19 protein-coding genes are annotated in these 19,990 nt (G+C 48.8%); 12 read left to right on the forward strand and 7 right to left on the reverse strand.

Going from position 1 to position 19,990, the window contains the following annotated elements; all coding sequences use genetic code 11:
- The first annotated feature begins 128 nt into the window (after positions 1-128).
- Positions 129-1,157, forward strand: a complete 1,029-nt coding sequence (gene tsaD / locus F5I99_RS04415; RefSeq protein WP_151053834.1) for a tRNA (adenosine(37)-N6)-threonylcarbamoyltransferase complex transferase subunit TsaD — start codon at positions 129-131, stop codon at positions 1,155-1,157.
- Positions 1,158-1,162: 5 nt separating this feature from the next.
- Here the strand turns inward: tsaD and plsY are convergent, their stop codons facing one another.
- Positions 1,163-1,750, reverse strand: coding sequence for a glycerol-3-phosphate 1-O-acyltransferase PlsY (gene plsY / locus F5I99_RS04420; protein ID WP_151053835.1), 588 nt, complete (start codon positions 1,748-1,750; stop codon positions 1,163-1,165).
- A gap of 29 nt (positions 1,751-1,779) precedes the next feature.
- Here plsY and folB point away from each other — a divergent pair, with 29 nt between their 5' ends.
- From folB to F5I99_RS04435, 3 genes are all read left to right on the forward strand, one after another.
- Positions 1,780-2,136: a dihydroneopterin aldolase gene (folB, locus tag F5I99_RS04425; RefSeq protein ID WP_151053836.1), complete on the forward strand. Its 357-nt coding sequence runs from the start codon at positions 1,780-1,782 to the stop codon at positions 2,134-2,136.
- The gene (gene folK, locus F5I99_RS04430; protein WP_151053837.1) at positions 2,136-2,657 is read left to right on the forward strand and encodes a 2-amino-4-hydroxy-6-hydroxymethyldihydropteridine diphosphokinase; all 522 of its coding nucleotides are present in this window, start codon (positions 2,136-2,138) and stop codon (positions 2,655-2,657) included. Before folB ends, folK begins: the two co-directional genes overlap by 1 nt.
- Before the next feature lie 65 nt (positions 2,658-2,722).
- Complete coding sequence (locus F5I99_RS04435) at positions 2,723-5,317, forward strand: putative bifunctional diguanylate cyclase/phosphodiesterase (protein ID WP_225307550.1); 2,595 nt, start codon at positions 2,723-2,725, stop codon at positions 5,315-5,317.
- Positions 5,318-5,332: 15 nt separating this feature from the next.
- On the opposite strand, the gene F5I99_RS04440 is transcribed toward F5I99_RS04435, so the two are convergent.
- Genes F5I99_RS04440 through F5I99_RS04450 form a run of 3 tightly spaced genes read right to left on the reverse strand, consistent with a single transcriptional unit; the run spans position 5,333 to position 7,595 of the window.
- Positions 5,333-6,475 (reverse strand): hypothetical protein, encoded by a 1,143-nt coding sequence (locus tag F5I99_RS04440; RefSeq protein ID WP_325063011.1) that lies wholly within the window; start codon positions 6,473-6,475, stop codon positions 5,333-5,335.
- A complete protein-coding gene (glpE, locus tag F5I99_RS04445) occupies positions 6,439-6,756 on the reverse strand; it encodes a thiosulfate sulfurtransferase GlpE (protein WP_151053838.1) in 318 nt (105 codons plus the stop codon). The genes F5I99_RS04440 and glpE overlap by 37 nt, the downstream gene beginning before the upstream one ends.
- Positions 6,756-7,595 (reverse strand): symmetrical bis(5'-nucleosyl)-tetraphosphatase, encoded by an 840-nt coding sequence (locus tag F5I99_RS04450; protein ID WP_151053839.1) that lies wholly within the window; start codon positions 7,593-7,595, stop codon positions 6,756-6,758. Before F5I99_RS04450 ends, glpE begins: the two co-directional genes overlap by 1 nt.
- A 117-nt stretch (positions 7,596-7,712) precedes the next feature.
- Here F5I99_RS04450 and msrA point away from each other — a divergent pair, with 117 nt between their 5' ends.
- On the forward strand, positions 7,713-8,183 hold the full coding sequence (gene msrA, locus F5I99_RS04455) for a peptide-methionine (S)-S-oxide reductase MsrA (RefSeq protein WP_151053840.1): 471 nt from the start codon (positions 7,713-7,715) through the stop codon (positions 8,181-8,183).
- A 62-nt stretch (positions 8,184-8,245) separates the two neighbouring features.
- Complete coding sequence (locus tag F5I99_RS04460; protein ID WP_151053841.1) at positions 8,246-8,968, forward strand: 16S rRNA (uracil(1498)-N(3))-methyltransferase; 723 nt, start codon at positions 8,246-8,248, stop codon at positions 8,966-8,968.
- Here F5I99_RS04460 and F5I99_RS04465 read toward each other — a convergent pair.
- Positions 8,961-10,421, reverse strand: a complete 1,461-nt coding sequence (locus F5I99_RS04465; RefSeq protein ID WP_225307551.1) for a sigma-54 interaction domain-containing protein — start codon at positions 10,419-10,421, stop codon at positions 8,961-8,963. The two genes, F5I99_RS04460 and F5I99_RS04465, sit on opposite strands and share 8 nt — an antisense overlap.
- Positions 10,422-10,638: 217 nt before the next feature.
- Between F5I99_RS04465 and F5I99_RS04470 the strand changes: the two genes are divergently transcribed.
- The 6 genes from F5I99_RS04470 to F5I99_RS04495 all read left to right on the forward strand — a co-directional run bounded on the left by F5I99_RS04470 (position 10,639) and on the right by F5I99_RS04495 (position 18,409).
- Positions 10,639-12,585: an acetoacetate--CoA ligase gene (locus F5I99_RS04470; protein WP_151053842.1), complete on the forward strand. Its 1,947-nt coding sequence runs from the start codon at positions 10,639-10,641 to the stop codon at positions 12,583-12,585.
- Between the two features lie 49 nt (positions 12,586-12,634).
- A complete protein-coding gene (locus F5I99_RS04475; RefSeq protein WP_151053843.1) occupies positions 12,635-13,417 on the forward strand; it encodes a 3-hydroxybutyrate dehydrogenase in 783 nt (260 codons plus the stop codon).
- An 84-nt stretch (positions 13,418-13,501) separates the two neighbouring features.
- Positions 13,502-14,563: a TRAP transporter substrate-binding protein gene (locus F5I99_RS04480; protein WP_151053844.1), complete on the forward strand. Its 1,062-nt coding sequence runs from the start codon at positions 13,502-13,504 to the stop codon at positions 14,561-14,563.
- Between the two features lie 43 nt (positions 14,564-14,606).
- Entirely contained in the window at positions 14,607-15,203 is a 597-nt protein-coding gene (locus F5I99_RS04485) for a TRAP transporter small permease subunit (protein WP_151053845.1), read from the forward strand.
- A gap of 62 nt (positions 15,204-15,265) precedes the next feature.
- Positions 15,266-16,627, forward strand: a complete 1,362-nt coding sequence (locus F5I99_RS04490) for a TRAP transporter large permease (RefSeq protein WP_225307552.1) — start codon at positions 15,266-15,268, stop codon at positions 16,625-16,627.
- Positions 16,628-16,750: 123 nt separating this feature from the next.
- Positions 16,751-18,409: a HAMP domain-containing methyl-accepting chemotaxis protein gene (locus F5I99_RS04495; protein ID WP_151053846.1), complete on the forward strand. Its 1,659-nt coding sequence runs from the start codon at positions 16,751-16,753 to the stop codon at positions 18,407-18,409.
- A gap of 60 nt (positions 18,410-18,469) precedes the next feature.
- On the opposite strand, the gene F5I99_RS04500 is transcribed toward F5I99_RS04495, so the two are convergent.
- Both F5I99_RS04500 and F5I99_RS04505 read right to left on the reverse strand, forming a co-directional pair.
- A complete protein-coding gene (locus F5I99_RS04500; protein ID WP_151053847.1) occupies positions 18,470-19,324 on the reverse strand; it encodes an ion transporter in 855 nt (284 codons plus the stop codon).
- Between the two features lie 103 nt (positions 19,325-19,427).
- Positions 19,428-19,868 carry an OsmC family protein gene (locus F5I99_RS04505; RefSeq protein ID WP_151053848.1) on the reverse strand — a complete coding sequence of 147 codons (441 nt, stop codon included), beginning with the start codon at positions 19,866-19,868 and terminating at the stop codon, positions 19,428-19,430.
- Positions 19,869-19,990: the final 122 nt, after the last annotated feature.

Raw genomic sequence — 19,990 nt, forward strand, 5'->3', positions numbered from 1 at the left:
TTTTACTGGTAGCGAGAGGCGAAGTAAAGTCATATAGGGGTGAAATTCCGTAGAGTTTTGGTGATAATGCAGTCTTTATTCTTCCAGCAGGCCATGAGTGCCTGTTTTACTGTGAGTGAGCAATAGAAATGCGTGTGCTGGGTATTGAAACATCCTGTGATGAAACCGGTGTGGCGGTCTATGACAGTGAGCTGGGATTGCTGGGTGATGCCCTCTACAGTCAGGTAGAAATGCATACCGAGTATGGGGGGGTGGTGCCTGAGCTGGCGTCCCGTGATCATATCCGTAAACTCTTGCCGCTGATTCGTGAAGTGATGACTGAATCCGGACTGGTGCTGGCTGATCTGGATGCTGTTGCCTATACCGCAGGCCCTGGTTTGATCGGTGCGTTAATGGTCGGTGCCTCGACAGGGCGTGCTCTGGCGCTAGGCTTGGGTATTCCGGCCATCGGTGTACATCATATGGAAGGGCACTTGTTGGCACCCATGTTAGAAGAATCGCCACCGTCTTTCCCATTTGTAGCTTTGCTGGTATCGGGTGGCCATACACAACTGGTTCGTGTGGATGGCATAGGTGAGTACAAGCTACTGGGTGAATCCCTTGATGATGCCGCCGGTGAGGCGTTTGACAAGGCGGCGAAAATGCTCGGTTTGGAATATCCCGGTGGCCCGCTGATTGCCAAGCTGGCTGAACAGGGTGATCGCACGCGCTTCAGATTTCCACGGCCGATGACGGATCGTCCTGGGCTGGACTTTAGTTTTTCGGGTTTGAAGACTTTTACCCTGAATACTGCGCAGTCCTGCCGTGATGCAGAGGGCGTGATAGATCCACAAACCATGGCGGATATTGCGGCGGCTTTTGAAGAAGCTGTGGTGGATACGCTGGCGATCAAATGTCGTCGGGCGTTGCGTGAAACCGGCTTGAAACAGTTGATTATCGCTGGCGGGGTGAGCGCCAATCGGCGTCTGCGTGAAAAACTGGCCGAAACTGTCTCGGTGGAAAAAGCCAGTCTGTATTACGCCCGCCCTAGGTTTTGTACCGATAATGGCGCCATGATTGCGTATGCGGGGTGTCAGCGTTTAATGGCGGGGCAGCAGAGTGACCTGACTATTCTGGCCCGGCCACGCTGGCCGATGGATAGTCTTCCAGCGTTGTAAGCGTCTCAAAAGCGCGCTTCCTGACCTTTGAAAAGCCGTACTATATTTAAGCGATGGCGGGCGATCAGCAGTAGCGAGATCAGCGCCATAGGGCTGAGTAGTTGCGGGGCTAATAGCCAAGCCAGTAGCGGAGTGATCAGGGCCATCATCACTGAGGCTAGTGATGCAATACGGGTGACGCTGGCAACCAATAACCAGCTTAGCAACTGGGCGAACATCAGCGGCCAACTGAGTACCAGGCTGCAGCCGAGAAAAGTGGCAATACCCTTGCCGCCCCGATAGGCCCCCAGCAAGGGAAACAAGTGGCCGAGTACAGCAGCCAGCGCACAAAGTCCGATAATGCCTGGCGGCTGATTAGTGAGGACAGCCAGGTAGACGGCCAAAGCCCCTTTACTGGAATCACCCACTAGCGTCAGCATTGCGGCAACAGGGCTGCCGATTCTGAGTACGTTAGTGGCGCCCGGGTTACCGGAGCCTTGTTGACGGGGATCAGCGATCCCCATAGAGTTGCACACCAGTAATGCGGTCGGCACAGAACCCAGTAGATAGGCAAAGCTGATCAGGATGGGTTCCAATAAACTGTCGGTTAGCATAACTGGCTCACAGTTTTCAGGGGTAAATAATGGATATAGTGTACATTCGTGGGTTGCAGGTGGAAACGGTTATCGGAATATACGACTGGGAGCGTGAAGTCCGCCAGTGCGTTTGCGTCGATCTTGATCTGGGTACTGATATTCGTGCGGCTGCGCATGCGGATGATATTGATAGTACCCTGAACTATAAAAGCATTAGTGATCGACTGATTGCATTTATATCCGGTAGTGAGTTTTTATTGATTGAAGCCCTGGCAGAAGAGATTGCTTCGTTGTTGATGGATGAGTTTTCCGTGCCCTGGTTGCGCTTGCAGTTGGGTAAGCCAGGCGCAGTGCCTGAAGCACGTGATGTTGGCATTATTATTGAACGTGGAGAAAAACGCTGATGGCTCAAGTCCTGCTGAGCTTAGGCAGTAACCTTGATCGGGAACACTATATTGCCGCTGGGCTGGATGCGCTGGCTGAGCTATTCGGAGAGCTGGCACTGTCATCTGTCTACGAAAGCGAGTCGGTCGGTTTCAAAGGCAGTCCCTTCTACAATATGGTGGTGGCTATTCATACCGATCTGTCGGTGGCTGAGCTGTCGCGTAATTTAAAACAAATTGAAGATGCCAATGGGCGTCAGCGAAATGGCCCGCGTTTTTGTTCACGTACACTGGATATTGATATTTTAACCTACGATGACCAGGTAGGAGAGATTGATGGGGTTCTTTTGCCACGAGATGAAGTTGATAAAAATGCCTTTGTTTTGTGGCCTTTAGCGGAGCTTTTACCAAATCAATGCCACCCTGTGCGTCACCTGACTTATGCAGCTTTATGGTCGGCCTATGATCAAGATCAGAAGCTCTGGCCAGTTGATTTTAGTTGGCATGACCAACAGATTTCATACGCAAAAGCAAAGGACTGATTGACTTAAGTCACGTATCCACATATTTTTGCAGGATATATTCAATGTACTGATGAGAGTTTGGTTTGAGCCGTATTATTCATTTTGTGAAAACCCTGCCGGGTTTTGTTTTTTCTGCGATTATGGCGGTCACCCTGGCCGTGTTTTTGGGGGTATCCCTGACTGTTTCATTGCTCTACGAGAGCGTGATCGACCGTCAGGCGCAACAAACCTCCGAAGCGATAGCTAACCACACCTTCAGTACTATGTTCATGATTATGAGCCAGGGCTGGTCACGTGCAGAGATGGAGAATTTTGTTGATGTCACTCAGTCTGCTTATGCGAACAGTCCTTTCGAAATCGCGCTGTATCGCGGTGCTAAAGTAAAAAGACTCTATGGCGAGGTGGCTCAGCGTCAATCAGACGAAGCGGTTGATCGTACCTTTGACGGTGCCGGTAGGCAGGTACTTGAAGAAGCTACTCATACTCGTCGTTTGTACCCGGTTGAAGCGCGTCAGGAGTGCTTGAGTTGTCATGCGAATGCCAGTCCAGGGGATGTGCTGGGTGTGATCGAATTGCGGCAGGATAAGCAAGCGATCAGCACAGAGATGCGCCGCGACTATATTATGCTCTTTCTGCTGTTTGGCGTATTTACATTTTTAATTGCCTCGCTGATTTCTGCTTTTGCATCACGTCGTATCAACGACTCAGTTGCTCAGTTTGGCAATCGCTTGAGTTCGGTCAATAGCGTCACTGACTTTAAGCAACTGGATATCAGTGATGTAGATCTGTACTTTCAGGAGTTCAACAGCACCTTCAGCCAGATTAATGTGCTGATGGAACGGTTGAAGGGTGTAGCCGTGGATAAGGATATACTTGAATTCGAAATCCGCCTGCTGAGCAAGTTCATTATCACTTCTGAAGTAGTTAAAGACTGGCGTGATTTCATCAAGGATCTGCTGGTTGATATCAATTCAATTATCAAGGCGCACACGCTGGTCACCATTTTCCAGGTCGAAGAAGAGGGGTATGAGTTGGAGGTGTTTTGGCACCTTGATGTGTGTGAAACCACCAAGCAGCAATTTGAAGCAGTGGTAACACGTCAGTTGGGCAGCAATACACATTACCATAGTGGTGTTCCCATACTGAATATTATCCATCATGTTGCCTGTCCCGGAGAGCTGGAGGAGCATGAAAAGCTCAGCCTGAGCTCACATGATATTGAGTTGCAAACCAAGTCCTTGCTATTGGAAACACCAAAAATCGGCGGAGTGGTGGGTATTGGTGTGCAGTCTGAAATGGCTCGTGACCCGATTCGGCATATTGTCATCGACAGCATTCTGACAACCTTGTTGAATCTGGTGGGGTCAGTCAAAGCGATTTATAAGTACACCAAGGACCTGGAGTACTATGCTACCCGTGACCCGCTAACGGCCTTGCATAATCAGCGCATGTTCCGTGAATTGCTGGGCTATGAAGTGGGGCGCTCTTCACGTCATGAAGAGGAGTTCAGCCTGCTAATGCTGGATCTGGATAACTTCAAGAACGTTAATGACCGCTATGGCCATGCTTTTGGTGATCAGTTCCTGCATGCATTTGCTAAAGTATTGGAGAGTGCTGTGCGACCGGGGGATTTTGTGGCGCGTTACGGTGGTGATGAATTCACTATTATTCTGCCCGAAACCGGAGAAGAGCAGGCGCATACGGTGGCGCAGCGAATTGCTGGGCTGCTGCAAAAGCTGGCACTGACAGCACCGGATGGCAGTAATGTCCGCGCAACCACGTCGATTGGTATTGCGGTCTATCCTCGTCATGCTGACGATCCCCGTGACCTGTTCGTGGTAGCCGATAACATGATGTACAAGGCTAAACGCAAGGGCAAGAACCAGATCGCCATTCCGGATGAGCATGAAATGGCGGAAGTGTTCAAGGCTGTGGGTGAAAAGAACCTGATGGTACTGGATGCCTTGGAGCAGCAGCGAATCGTGCCATATTTTCAGCCGATCATCGCATTGGAAAGCGGTGATATTGCAATCCATGAGCTGCTGATGCGTATTGATATGGGTGATCGAATCGTACCGGCTGGCGAGTTTATCGATATTGCTGAGTCAATCGGTGTGGTACATAAAATGGATTATCTGTTGATCGAAAAAGCCTTTCAGCAGATGCATGAGCAACAGTACAAAGGCATGCTGTTCGTGAATTTGTCGCCTAAATCACTCATTATAGGTGAATTTATTTCTCGTGTGCGTCAATTGGCTATGGAATATGAGATAGAGCCGAAGCGTATCGTCTTTGAGCTGACTGAGCGGGAAACGGTAAGCAATATGGCGTTGCTGGAGCGTTTCGTGCAGGACCTGAAGCTGGAAGGTTTTAATTTTGCCATAGATGATTTTGGTTCGGGTTTTTCTTCATTTCATTACATTAAACACTTCCCAATAGATGTGATTAAAATTGAAGGGGAGTTTATTCGTAATATGCTCATTGATGATAAAGATATGGCGTTTGTTAAAAGCATTGTCACCCTGGCGCACAACCTGGGTATTCAGACGGTGGCAGAGTTTGTTGAAGATCAGGCCGTCATGGATGCCATTCGTGCGTTGGGGATCGATTATGGGCAGGGCTACTTCATCGGTCGACCTTCGCCACAACTGGTGTTGCCGGGTGGGTTAGAAGAATAGCGTAAGCTGGCTGTATCAGAAGCTTTCAGCAAGTTGCTGTTGTTGAGCTTCCAATGCCTTGCCCAGTGCCTTGCCCTGTAAGCCTTGTTGTAACAAAGGCTCTATGGAGAGTTGTTGCAGTTGCTCCAGCAATGCATACAAACGCCTCTCCACAGAGGTGTGCATGTGCGGATGTAGTACGCGAGACAGTTGCAGCAGAGGCCTGGCGCGTTCAGGGGTTCGCAGCAACTTCAGGGTCTTGATCAGACTCATGCGCTCTTCTGCGCTAAGACTATCCAGTGCCGCTAGCTTGCTATGCCAATCGATCAGGTCACGAGCTCGCTGGCGAAAACGGTTTGGGGTTTTCAGTCGATCACACAGATTGTTCAACTGTGAGCAAGGATCATCCGTCAGTGCCTGCTGACACAGCAGGGCAAAGCAGCTTTCAGCATCAGAGTCTTGCGTTTTAAGTTGCTGGATCAGCTGTTCGCAGTAGCTGAAATTGAGCCCGCAGAAGTCAGGTAACAGATGTTCAAGCGCATTGGCCTCAGCTAAACAGAGCAGGAAGGTGACGGGCTGTGCGGTTGCCAGTGCTCGCTCAAATTCCATCCACACGCGCTCGGCACTCAGGTGGCTCAGTTCGCCACTGGCGCTGATCTGCTGCATCAGCGCCAGTGTTTCAGGCGCGACTGTAAACTTCAGTGCGGCAAAGCGTGCCATAAAGCGCGCTACGCGTAGAACGCGTAATGGGTCTTCGGCAAAGGCTTCTGAAACATGGCGCAACGTGCGCTGTTGCAGGTCTTGCTGGCCGTAAAACGGGTCAACCAGAGTACCGTCAGGGCGGATCGCCATGGCGTTAATGGTCAGGTCGCGGCGTTGTAAATCCTGCTCTAGGGTGACCTCTGGGCTGGTGTGAAAGGTGAAACCCTGATATCCCCGCCCAGATTTGCGTTCGGTGCGAGCCAGCGCATACTCTTCACCGGTATCCGGTCTGATAAACACCGGGAAGTCCTTTCCGACCGGACGAAAGCCTTGTTGTTGCATTAATTCCGGTGTGGCACCGACAACAACCCAGTCGCGGTCTTTGATTTCCAGCCCCAACAGCTGATCACGGACGGCGCCGCCTACCAGACATATCTCCATCAGGCTTGGCACAGTTCCGGGTACTGTAGTTTCCATTGTTCAAAGCCACCATCCAGGCTATAGACTTCGGAAAAACCCTGTCCGGCGAGAAAGTCAGCTGCAGATTGGCTGCTTATTCCATGGTAGCAGTAGACGATCAGTGCTTGCTGGCGGTCAGCCTGTTGCAGGAAAACTGGCAGATTATCGTTGTTGAGGTGCTGGGCTTGGGCAATATGGCTAGCGCTGAAGCTGTTCTGGTCGCGTATATCGACAATGGCAGCACCCTGCTCTATAAGAGTGGCTGCCGCTTGGGGTGCAATCGCTTTAAATTGGCTCATCAGACAATTTTCTCATGTGGTTTGGGTTGATAGGCCGTGCAGTTACAGCGAGTCAGTGTCTGGTTTTCCAGACAGAAAGCGCTGAGACTGAACCCCCAGACACAGCCAGTGTCCAGGGCGATGGTTTCCGGTTTGCCGGTGCTCCCCATCAGTGCGGCCCAGTGACCAAAAAGCTGTCTACGCAGCAGTGGTGATTGGCGCCTGACAGCAAACCAGGGCAAAAAGCCATCCGGCGCTGTATCCGCTTCACCATTACCATTAAATTCCAGTTGTCCGTTTGGTGTGATAAAACGCATTCGGGTAAAGTAATTGGTGATCAGACGTAAGCGTGCCCAGCCTTCAAGGTCGTTATGCCAGGTATCCGGTTTGTTGCCATACATGTGATTAAAAAAATCGCCGACATCTTTACTGCGCAGTACCCGTTCAACTTCCTGAGCACGTTTTCTGGCTTTTCCCAGCGACCAGATATGTGGAATGCCGGCATGTGTCATAATGTAGCCAAGTTGCTCATTTTCGACCAGTAAAGGCCGGCATCTGAGCCAGTGCATCAGTTCATCACGGTCAGGGGCTTGCAGTACCTGGCTCAGGGTGCTGTTACGTTTGTCACGTGTAGCACCATAATGCAGGGCTAACAGGTGCAGATCATGATTACCCAGTACGCATTGAGCGCGCTCACCGAGCCCGGATACAAAACGCAGCACCTCCAGCGATTGTTGGCCACGATTGACAAGATCACCTGCAAACCATAGATGGTCTGAATCATTGAAGTTGATCAGATCAAGCAGTTGCATCAGCTCATCATAGCAGCCCTGAATATCGCCAATTGCGTAAGTAGCCATAAATCCCCTGTGTTGTCACTGAATCATACCCCATATAGGCTATAAATTTCTAATCTAAGTAAAGCGCTTTTGCGTAGAATATAAAAGCATTTAATCGGTAATAATTGAGGTAAAAGCATGGCTATAGCAACGTTTGCCGCCGGGTGTTTCTGGGGCGTAGAGCTGACATTCGCCGAATTGAGCGGTGTCACAGAGACAGCCGTGGGCTACATGGGTGGTAGTAGTGAGCATCCGGATTATCAAGCGGTATGCCAGGGAGATACTGGTCATGCTGAAGTGGTGCAGGTGGTGTTCGATACAGAGCAGCTAAGCTATGAAGCACTCCTGGCTGTGTTCTGGCAGTGCCACAATCCCACAACTTTGAATCGACAGGGACCGGATGTTGGCACACAGTACCGTTCGGTCATTTTTTATCAGGATGAGGCGCAGCGTGTATTGGCAGAGCAGAGTAAAGCGGATATGGATGCCGCCGGGGTGTTCGCGCAACCTGTTGTGACGCAGATTCTGCCAGTAGCAACTTTTTGGCGCGCTGAAGAATACCACCAACAGTACCTTGCTAAGCGCGGTCAGGGACACTGCCGACTCTGAAATTGATCGGGTTTTTGTTAACATAACAGGCTTCTTTTGCTCGCGTCGGCTGATATTGAATCATGAATCTTATATTGCTGTACCCAGGGGAGTTGAGCAATTCAACTGCCGTGGTGTTAAAAGATCGTCGCTTCGAACATATTCGTGATGTACATCGTGCGCAGCCAGGTGACAGCCTGCGGGTGGGTATGCTTGATGGCGCAATCGGAGCTGCTCGGGTCGTTCGACTGGATAGACTTTCAGTAGAGCTGGAGGTGGATTTTAGTGCACCACGTCAGCCGCCAGCGCCCCTGCCGGTGATTTTAGTGCTGGCACTGCCACGGCCGAAAATGTTCAAACGTATTATGCAAACAGTGGCGACTCTCGGCGTCAAAGAGATCTGGTTGATACACTCCTACCGAGTGGATAAAAGTTACTGGTCATCACCTTTGCTGAGTGATTCCATGATCCAGGCTCAGTTGCTGCTGGGGTTGGAGCAGGCCGGTGATACCCTGATGCCGCGGGTTGAGATACGTAAACGCTTCAAACCCTTCGTTGAGGATGAGTTACCGGGGTTATTGGCTGACCGACAAGGCTGGGTTGCACATCCTTACGATGCTGAACCTTGCCCGCCTGCCTCCAATGCACCGGCACTGGTAGCCGTAGGTCCTGAGGGGGGCTTTATCAGTTACGAGGTAGATAAGTTGCAAGAGGCGGGTTTGCATCGGTTATCCTTGGGTTCGCGTATATTGCGTGTGGAAACAGCTGTTCCGGTGCTGTTATCGCGGCTTTTCCCACTTAGTTGATCTGCAGTGATTCCAGTTTCTGATATAACGCAGCGCGTGAAATCCCTAATGCCTTAGCCGCCCGGGTACGATGGCCGCTGGCTTGTTTCAGTGCCTCAGTAATGGCTTGGCGTTCTGTTTCACGAACCTGCTCTTTCAGTGTTTTGGGCTCACTACCGATATTCTGCCAGGGATTCTGCTGATTGGCTGTCAGGGCCGCCAGGGGCGTACGCAATTCTTCATGGCGTATCAGGTTGTTGGTGAATACGTCACGAAAACCCTTGCCACTGATCTGGGTAGCATTTTCATTCATGATACAGGCGCGTTCGATGACATTGTAAAGTTCACGTACATTACCTGGCCAGTCATGTGATTTGAGCAGGTCCAGCGCATCCACAGTCAGCTCTTTAGTGGCCACGCCCAGACGCTCGCAGCATTCATCCAGAATACGCTCACTGAGTAGTTCGATATCTTCCATACGTTCACGTAAGGGTGGTAGATGAATCGGCATGGCACTCAGGCGATAATAAAGATCCGCCCGGAACTCTCCCATGGAGACCATGTGCAGCAGGTCGCGACTGGTAGCGGCAACAATTCTGACATTGGTGGCCTGGACCTCGTTGGAACCCACTTTTTCAAACTCCTTTTCCTGCAGTACGCGTAGTAACTTGGATTGCAGGGCAAGCGGCATATCACCAATTTCATCCAGAAACAGGGTGCCATCCTGAGCAATCTCTATCTTGCCAGGGCGACCTTCTTTCTTTGCACCGGTAAATGCGCCGGGTGCTACACCAAAAAATTCGGCCTCTATCAGCGTGTCCGGAATGGCGGCGACGTTAATGGATACAAACGGCTTGTCAGCCCGATCCGACAGATTGTGCAGTGCATGGGCAAACAATTCTTTACCGGTGCCCGTTTCACCCGTTAGTAATACCGAGATATCAAACCGACCTGCCTGACGTATCTGATGTTTAACGGTTTTTAAGGCGTCGCTTTGTCCGGAAATCTGTGACAATTGATAACGCGAGCTGCGTTCTGACTGATAATGCTTGGAGTTGCGCAGCTCGCTTTGCAGGCGGTTGTATTTAGCTAGCAAGGGTTTGGCAGTCGAAGGGCTGTCTGTGGCAACAAAGGCAAAAGCACCCTCCACCTCCTTCTGCTTGTTCAATAGCGGTACAGCACTGACCAGAACCCATTGATTGCGAATATACAGCACATCCAGCAGTACCGGCTTGCCACTCGCGATTACTTGAGGCAGGTAGCTGTTGGGAATAATCTCGGTGATGTGTTTGCCCACCGGACTTTCAGTCAGGCCCAGAAACTGGCAGTAGCTTTCGCTCATCCAGGTGAGGATGCCTTTTTTATCTGCCGCAATGGTGTGTTCGTAAAAATCATCAAAGGAGTGCTGCAGAAACTTAAGGATGCGGGTTCTGAGAATGCGGGTGTCAAATTCTTTTAGATTCAGTGCTGTCATAGTTGTATTGTCTTTATTATTGGACAGTATTTGTTGTTAATACTAGACATAGTGTCTTTTTTTGTAAACATAATTTCAACAAGGTATTTCGATGTTAAGCGTACTGCCTGCCTTGTGTGGAGTTGGCACGTTATCTGCAATAACAAAAACATTAAAAAAGAAATTCATTGAACCTGCCTGTCAGCGTTCAATAGCAAAATAATAATAAGGAAAGTCTATGCCAACGCCTCTCTGGAGCCCGTCAGCCGATCGCATTCAGGCGACCCGTATTGAATCGTTCATTCAATACGTCAATCAGCATCAAGGTACCTCATTTTCCACTTATCAAGATTTATGGCAATGGAGTGTGGATGAGCTTCAGAGCTTTTGGAATCATTTCTGGGACTTTGCAGCGGTGCTGGCCTCTGAAAAAGGATCGCAGATACTCGTCGATGGCGACAAAATGCCCGGTGCGCAGTGGTTTCCACAGGCTCGTCTGAATTTCGCTGAAAATTTGCTGAAATACCGGGATGACCAGCCTGCACTGGTGTTTCGGGGAGAAGATGGGCGTCGGCAAAGTTACACCTATGCACAACTCTATATCCAGGTGGCTGGGCTGGCTTCCGCCCTACGTCAGCAAGGAGTTGTAAAAGGAGATATCGTTGCTGGATTCGTTCCCAATATTCCGGAAACAGTGATTGCTATGTTGGCAACCACTTCAATTGGCGCGGTATGGACTTCCTGTTCACCGGATTTTGGCATCAACGGTGTGTTGGATCGCTTTGGTCAGGTCAAACCCAAAATCCTGTTTACCGCTGATGGCTATATTTACAACGGCAAAATTAACAGTTCGATTGAACGGGTAGCCGGTATAGCGTCTGAATTAAGCAGCGTTGAACATATTGTTGTTATTCCTTTTGTTGAAGTCAGTCCTGATATTTCAGCTCTGCCTGGCGCTAAATTACTGCAGGATTTCACTGATGCCGATGCCACTGATGTGGTTTTTGAGCAACTGCCTTTTGATCATCCGTTGTATGTCATGTATTCCTCAGGTACCACCGGAGTGCCTAAATGTATTATTCATAGTGCAGGTGGCACATTACTGCAACAGTTGAAAGAACTGGTTCTGCATACCGATCTTTCGCGAAAAGACAGTTTCTTTTACTACACTACCTGCGGCTGGATGATGTGGAACTGGATGGTTACCGGGCTGGCCACAGGCTGCAAGCTGGTTTTATTTGATGGCTCGCCTTTTGCTCCAGCCCCAACGGTACTTTGGAAAATGGCGGACGAAGAGCAGATTAGTGTATTTGGCACCAGTGCTAAATACATTGCAGCGTTAGAAAAGGCTGATGTAAAACCCGGACGTGATTTTGATCTGAGTTCACTGAAGGCGGTATTATCTACCGGTTCACCGCTGGCGCATGAAAGTTTTGATTATGTATACCGTGAGATCAAACAGGATCTGCAGCTATCATCTATCTCCGGTGGTACGGATATAGTGTCCTGTTTTGCATTGGGCTCGCCTATTCTGCCGGTATGGGCGGGTGAGTTGCAGTGCCGTGGCTTGGCTATGGCTGTGGATATTTTTGATGATGAAGGTCAGCCACTGCGTCAGCAAAAGGGTGAATTAGTCTGTACTAAACCTTTCCCCAGCATGCCCATCGGTTTCTGGAATGATCCTGATAACAGCCGTTTTACTGAAGCGTATTTTTCCCAGTTCGATAATATCTGGGCGCACGGTGATTACGGTGAAATAACGGCGCATGATGGCGTGATTATTCATGGTCGCTCAGATGCGGTACTCAATCCCGGTGGTGTGCGTATCGGTACAGCAGAAATCTATCGACAGGTGGAAAAGGTGGATCAGGTACTGGAAAGCCTGTGTATTGGCCAGCCCTGGAAAGAGGATGTGCGTGTCGTGCTGTTTGTGCGATTAAAGCCAGACGTGACACTGAATGACGCCTTGATCGATCATATCAAGACCACTATTCGCGCTAATACTACACCTCGCCATGTGCCTGCTGTGATCATTCAAGTGGCTGATATTCCACGTACCATCAGTGGCAAGATCGTGGAACTGGCGGTTAGAAAAATGGTGTTGGGTGAAACGGTTAAAAACAAAGATGCCCTGGCGAATCCAGAAGCTTTGGAACTGTTCAGGGATCTGCCGCAGTTACAGTAATGCCGTGTTAAAGCCACAACTAAAAAATAACAACAATGGAAAGTAACTTATGAGTCGAATCAAACGCGCACTGATCACTGGGTCGACCAGTGGTATCGGTCTTGCTATCGCCCATCAGCTTGCAGTTGCCGGAACAGATGTGGTGTTGCATGGCCTGGAATCGCAGGAAGATGGTGACAAACTTGCCATTGCTTTTCACAACCAGCATGGTGTTGAAGCCATCTATGTTCAGGCAGATATCAGTCATCCAGATAATATTGATGCCATGATGTCGCAGATTAAAGCACAGGTTGGACCAATAACAATTCTAGTTAATAATGCCGGGATCCAGCACACCGCGCCGGTAGAGGATTTTCCACCGCATAAGTGGGATCAGATCCTGGCAGTTAATCTGTCGGCTGCATTTCACACCACGCGCTTGACGATCCCGGCCATGCAGGCACAGGGCTGGGGGCGCATTATCAATATATCCTCAGTTCACGGTCTGGTCGCTTCGGTTCATAAAGCGGCTTACTGTGCGGCGAAGCATGGTTTAATTGGTATGACTAAAGTGACGGCACTTGAACTGGCAGCTAAAGGAATAACAGCCAACTGCATCTGTCCCGGCTGGACGGACACGCCGTTGTTGGTAGAGCAATTTAAAGCCTATGCGCAAGACAATAACACCAGTTATGAAGAGGCCAAGCAAGGCCTGATCAAGGCGAAAGCCCCTTATCCGGATTTCGTATCACCAGCTGATATTGGTCAGTTGGTACTGTTCCTCTGTTCCGACGCGGCCAAAGCCATTACCGGAACATCAATGCCGATAGATGGAGGTTGGACTGCCCATTGAACTCTATGCACAACTAAGCAATTAAACATAAAAAATCTAAGCTAAATAAGCCTGTTTTATAAATCTAACAAAAGGTATAAAAGCATGAAAAAATCACTACTAGCCGCTGCTGTTTCTTTCTCTCTGGTGACCTCCACGGCTGTTATGGCCGAGTTCGACCGTGTTCGCTGGCAGGTTCCCATGGGCTTCCCATCTACATTGACGGCGTTGGGGGATACCATGCCCGAGGTTTCTCGCATGGTAGATGAAATGAGTGATGGTCGAGTCACTTTACAGACCTTTGAACCAGGTGCCTTGATCCCTGCTTTAGGCGCTTTCGAAAACGTCAGCAACGGCAACGTACCCGCGGCCTATTCCTGGATGGGGTATGAATGGGGTCAGCTTCCAGTTGCGGCCTTATTCGGTGCCACACCTTTCGGGTTGGAATCGCAGGAATTTCTGGCCTGGATGAATTTTCACGGTGGCGATGAACTGCTGAAAGAAGCCTTCGCACCCTACAATGTCTACCCGATTCATTGTGGCACTATCAGTCCGGAAGCCGCTGGCTGGTTCCGTGAAGAAATGGATTCAGTAGATAAATTTGAGGGCCTGAAGTTTCGTGCTGCCGGTGTTGGTGGTGAAATCATGGCCGAGTTCGGTATGTCTGTGACCTTATTGCCAGGTGGCGAGCTGTATCAGGCATTGGAAACCGGTGTGCTGGATGGCACCGAATTCTCATTACCAACAGTGGATGAGCAGTTGGGCTTCTATCAAGTAGCTAAGCATTACTACTTGCCGGGTTGGCATCAGCCATCTACCAACCAATTCCTCTATGTGAATATGGATGAGTGGAACGGCTTGAATGCGCAGACCCAGGCACTGATTGAAAATGCCTGTATGGCCGGTAACGCTATGGCACTTGCCAAAGCTGAAGCTTTGCAGGGGGCCGTGCTGGAAAGCTTTAAAGAGAAGGGTGTAACACTGCATCAGTATCCTGAAGATGTGTTGGAGGCTTTTGAGGAGGCCACTGATCGAGTCATGGCGCGTCGTTCAGAAAGTGATCCTATGTTTGCCAAGGTTTATGAATCGATGAAAGCCTTCCAGGCCGAGCATCGTACCTGGAAACATCTGGGTTATCTGCCGCGTGATTGGGGCGTTGAAGACTGAAACCCGTTAACCCTCTGACTTAAACTTAAAGGCGATATTCACAATGGCTGAATATAACGTAGATCTGAATAAAGTCGAGGAGGCGGTCGCTCACAAGGCGGCCGTCGAATACCCTCGAACGCTGGTTTCTGATGTGCTTGAAGGAACTGTTGAATTTTTCGGCAAATACACCTCTTTGCTCTGGATTGCGCTGATGTTGTTGATCGTAGCCAATGTGCTGATGCGCTATACCCTCGGAACAAACTTTATCGCGCTGGAAGAACTCCAGTGGCATCTTTATGCCGTGGGCTTCATGGTGGGCCTGTCCTATTGCGTCTTGCATGATGGTCATGTGCGCGTCGATGTTTTGGCTGAACACTGGCATCCACGCACCCGGGCAGTCGTTGAAATTATCGGATTGGTGGTGCTGTTTTTACCTTTCTGTTATTTCATCCTTTCCTACGCCTGGCCCTTTGTTGAGCGTTCTTACCGGATTAACGAAGTATCTGCAGCGCCGGGAGGTTTGCCGATGCGCTGGCTGATTAAATCGGTCATTTTGCTTGCGTTTACGCTGATGGCGATGGCTGCGGTTGCACGATTGATACGGGCATTTTCTTTCCTGACCGGCTTCCCGCGTGAGCGAAAGCCAAGCAGCAAATAATAAAAAATTGCCTGTAACCTAAGTTTCAGGCGAATGTACAGGCTGTGTAAGAGGGCTTTTTTGTGTTTGAAACCAATGAATTAATTGTAATTGCCATGCTTAGCAGTTTTATACTGCTGATCTTTTCTGGCTACCCTGTTGCCTGGATACTAGCTGGCATTTCGGTGTTGTTTAGTGCCGGTTCAATCATTGCTTATCAATATTTTGATGTAGATACCTATTTTTTGACCGATTGGCGTATCTTTGGGGTGATGGTCCAACGAATCTATACGCAGATGACCAACTGGGTATTGGTGGCCTTGCCCATGTTTATCTTTATGGGGTTGATGCTGGAACGATCCGGCGTAGCTGAAAAGCTGATGAAGAACTTTGTCGAGCTATTTGGCCGCTTTCGGGGTGGTTTGGGTGTGGCTGTTATTACCATCGGTATTCTATTGGCGGCTTCAACCGGCATAGTGGGTGCTTCGGTGGTACTGCTGGCGATGTTGTCTATCCCGACCATGCTGGAACAAAAGTATTCGCCCGCCTTTGCCAGTGGCATTGTAGCTTCAGCCGGCACCCTGGGGATTCTGATTCCACCGAGCATCATGCTGATTATCATGGCTGATCAGTTGTCCTTGGCCGTTGGTGATCTGTTTATGGGGGCTCTGATTCCGGGGGTTATGCTGGGGTTAATGTATATCGCTTATGTGGTACTGGCCTCCATATTTGTTCCGTCACTGGCTCGTCCGAAAACGGATCTGCCACCAATCTCTTTTAAAATGGTGCTGTCGACCTTATGGGCCGTTGTGCCTTCGTTGGGTCTGATTCTGGCGGTGCTGGGTTCCATTTTTCTCGGCATTGCCACACCCACAGAAGCGGCGGGTGTCGGTGCTTTGGGTGCAACTATACTGGCTGCGATGAATGGTCGTCTGAATAAAGAAGTACTCAAAGATGTGAGTATCAAAACCAGTATTACTACGGCTTTTGTGTTTGGTATTTTCCTTGGCGCCACAGCCTTTGCGGTGGTTATGCGGTCTTTGGGAGGTGATGAATTTATTGGTGGTATGCTGAAGTCCATTCCGCTGTCGCCAGAAGGCATAGTCATCGTGATTTTATTGATTACCTTCGCAGCAGGGTTCTTCCTTGACTGGCTGGAAATCAGTTTAATCCTGTTACCACTGGTTGGGCCGGTCGTTTCTGCTCTGGGCTTTGATCTGACCTGGTTTGTAGTGCTGTTTGCGCTGGCATTACAAACATCATTTTTGACTCCGCCTGTGGGCTTCTCGCTGTTTTATCTGAAAGGGGTGGTGCCACCGAGTATCAAGACCACCGATATTTACAAAGGCGTTATTCCATTCATCTTGATTCAGCTGCTGGCCGTGGCGATGGTGTTCTACTGGAAGGATCTGGTGCTTTGGCTGCCGGGGGTACGTTACGGGTGAAAGAGTATTTAGTCAAGGTGTAAAATATTATGAAGTTTACTTGAGAGACTTTTAATATAAGGTATAATTTATATTCGACCTTAGTCTCTCAAGTCTCTTTTTAATCAGCCGTCGGGGCACTCAATGCTATTGAATTTAAGCTCGGTCAAAAACCAGATGCGTTTTCTGGTTTTTGTTTTTCTAGTGGCTGTTGCCAGTATATTGTCTTTTGCGTTATACGGTCTTAAATACGAAGCATTTGAATTTGACGATAACTACAATCGCCGTATGGTACCACTCTATGAAGTTGAACGAATCGGTGGCTTAATCGAGCAAATCCGTACACAGTTATTGTTGTCAATACAGCATAACCCCGTTGGCCAATTTGTTGATATGCATGATCATCCTACCCGGTTGCATCTTGACGCTATCCAAGTCAATGCAGATGAAATTGATCGATTATGGACACATTTCATGTCGGTCTATCATGGCGAAGAAGCTATGAAGATAAGCGGTGAATTTGAGGTCGCTTATCAACGTTATTTATCTGATGGTGTTCGTCCAACAATGACTTATTTGGAAAATAACCAATATGCCCAGGCAAATTTGCATATTTTACGTTCGGTAAATTCACTTTATACCCAGGTTGATAGCGCAAGACACGCACTTAGTGATCGCAAGCTACGCGGAGCGCAAGAAGCTAAATCCAAAATGGATCACACATCGGCCAGATTGACCTATCAATTGATTGGTGTGGGTCTTGTTGGTGTGATATTGGCATTATTTTTTGCTTGGCGTGTAATTAGTCGTTTAAATAATGGAATGGTTGGCTTGTCGAGTATGGCTACCTACTTGGCAAATGGGGATTTCAGAAATCACACTGTCTCTCATCATGCTGCAACCGATGAGTTTGGTGACATTATTCGGCAATTTATAAGCACTAGAGATCATCTGAATATAATGAGTCGTCAAATAGGAGAGGCGGGTCAATCTTTGTCAGAGTTAGCTGAACAAGGATCGGTGGTAGCCGAACAGGCCAGTCGTGGTATTCAGAAACAACGTTCTGAAACAGATATGGTGGCGACGGCTATGTATGAAATGAATGCCACAGTACATGATGTTGCAAAAAACACAGCCAGCGCTGCGTCTAGTGCCAATGAAGCTGATCAGCGTGCACGCGAAGGCCAAAATGTTGTAGGTAGTAGTGCAGAGGGTATGAAACAACTGGCTGTTGAAGTTGAATCTGCCGCTCGGGTTATCAATGAATTAGCAGAGGATGCACGTAAAATAGGTTCTGTCGTGGATGTTATTCGTGATATCGCTGAGCAAACTAATCTATTGGCACTCAATGCTGCAATTGAAGCTGCGAGAGCAGGTGAGCAAGGTAGAGGTTTTGCTGTAGTTGCCGATGAAGTACGTTCACTCGCTAGCCGCACGCAAGCATCCACTAGTGAAATACAATCAATGGTTTCACACCTGCAGACCTCGGCGGTTAATGCTACAGAAGTCATGAATAAAGGCCAGAAGCGCGCTAGTGAAGGGGTTGGCAATGCCAATAAGGCAAGTCAGGCGCTGGAGGAGATTATGGAAGCTATTATGGCCATCAATGATATGAATACACAGATTGCCAGTGCAGCCGAAGAGCAGAGCTCTGTGGCTGATGAGATGAATGAAAATCTTAATCGTATCAATCTGGCGGCTGATGAAACATCACAGGCATCTGAGCTGACGGCTGAATCCAGTCGCCGGATTGCAGAACACGCTGATAAGCTTAAAGAAATTGTGAGCCAGTTAAAATTCTAAGTTGGCTACACTGAATTGATCTACTATATTTAAATCTATCCATGAGGTGCTTTTAGTATCTCATGGTTGTTTGCCTTTATTTGATGCGGTTTCTGCAGTATTTAACTGCGTTTCAATCCGGTTCAATTGTTCAGCCATACTCTCTATGTGTTCGCGCATCCAGTGGATTTCAGCAGCTTCACCTTCACCGGATTCCAGTTGCGCCGCGGTGTTCTCTTTTTGCATCACATCCAGCACTATGCCGATCATCATATTCAAAAAGATAAATGCGTTGAGAAAAATAAAGGTGAGGAAGAATATCCAGCTATAGGGGTATTGCTCCATTGTTGGATAAAGTACCGCGGTGGCCCAGCTTTCAAAGGTCGCTACTTGAAACAGCGTGAGCATCGCCACAGAGATATTCCCCCAAAGCTTCTCGTCTACACTTTCAAACAGGAAACTGCCGATGGCGGCGTAGATGTAAAAAATGATGAACATCAGTAGGGCTACATAGCCCATCCGCGGGATAGATTTCAGCAGTGCGCCGAGCAACATGCGTAACTCCGGGATCATTGAGACCAGACGCAATACCCGGAATATTCTCAACAAGCGCGCAATCAACACCATTTCTGAGTCATTGATTGGAATCAGGCTGGCTGTAACGATAACAAAATCGAAAATGTTCCAGCCTTTCTTGAAAAAATCGAGGGTTCGTTTTTCAGCCGCCAGACGGATAAAGATCTCGAACAGGAAAAACAGGGTAATGCCGAGATCCAGCCAACGCATGATAATATCAAAGCGCGAGGTTTCTTCGTAGGTTTTGGCACCGATCAGCAGCGCTGACGCAATGATCACGAAGATCACAAAGGTTTCAAAAAGCTTGTTAGCGCGCAGTCGTTCCAGTTTATCCTGAACGCGAGTCCAATAAAGTTTCATAAGGTGTACACACTCCGCAGATAAACATCAGCCGTATCAGGCAAGCCATTATCGCTGATACGGCGGATACACAAAAGCAGCGTGTAAAAGAAAGCTGTAAAACTTAGCCTTTCAGGCTGTGAACGATACTGGTTTCCAAGCGGGTGTTATCGTGCAGAGGGCAGCGCTCACAGATTTGATCTAGGAAAACCTTCTTTTCTGCCTCACTCAGGTCGGCATCGATCTCAGCTTCAATACGGATCTGTTGAAAGCCAGTACGGTCATCAGAGGGTTTACCCAGTAGTCCGGCAGGGTTGTAATCACCTGTAACAGCGATTTTCATGCCCCGTAGTTCAATTTTCTGCTGCATGGCGGCGATGCGACCAATGGTGCCGATACAACCGGCAATGGCAAACAGAAAATATTCCAGGGGTGTGGGTCCCTGACCTGTACCTCTGGCAGCCACAGGTTGGTCTATTACCACTCTGTGCTCTCCGAGCAGGGCTTCTACAGCAAAGCCTTCACCCATCTCTGCATTGACACTGATACATTTGGTTTGGCTCATACACTCTCCGCTAATTCTTGCCGCTTTGGGCAGTCAGTCTAAAAATCTGTTAACTGTCAAAATGATTTCAAATGTTATTGAAGCCTAGGTAAAAGGCGTCATACTTAAGGGAATATCCTTAT

It is taken from the genome of Nitrincola iocasae, from assembly GCF_008727795.1.
In the GTDB taxonomy this organism is placed as follows: Bacteria; Pseudomonadota; Gammaproteobacteria; order Pseudomonadales; family Balneatricaceae; genus Nitrincola; species Nitrincola iocasae.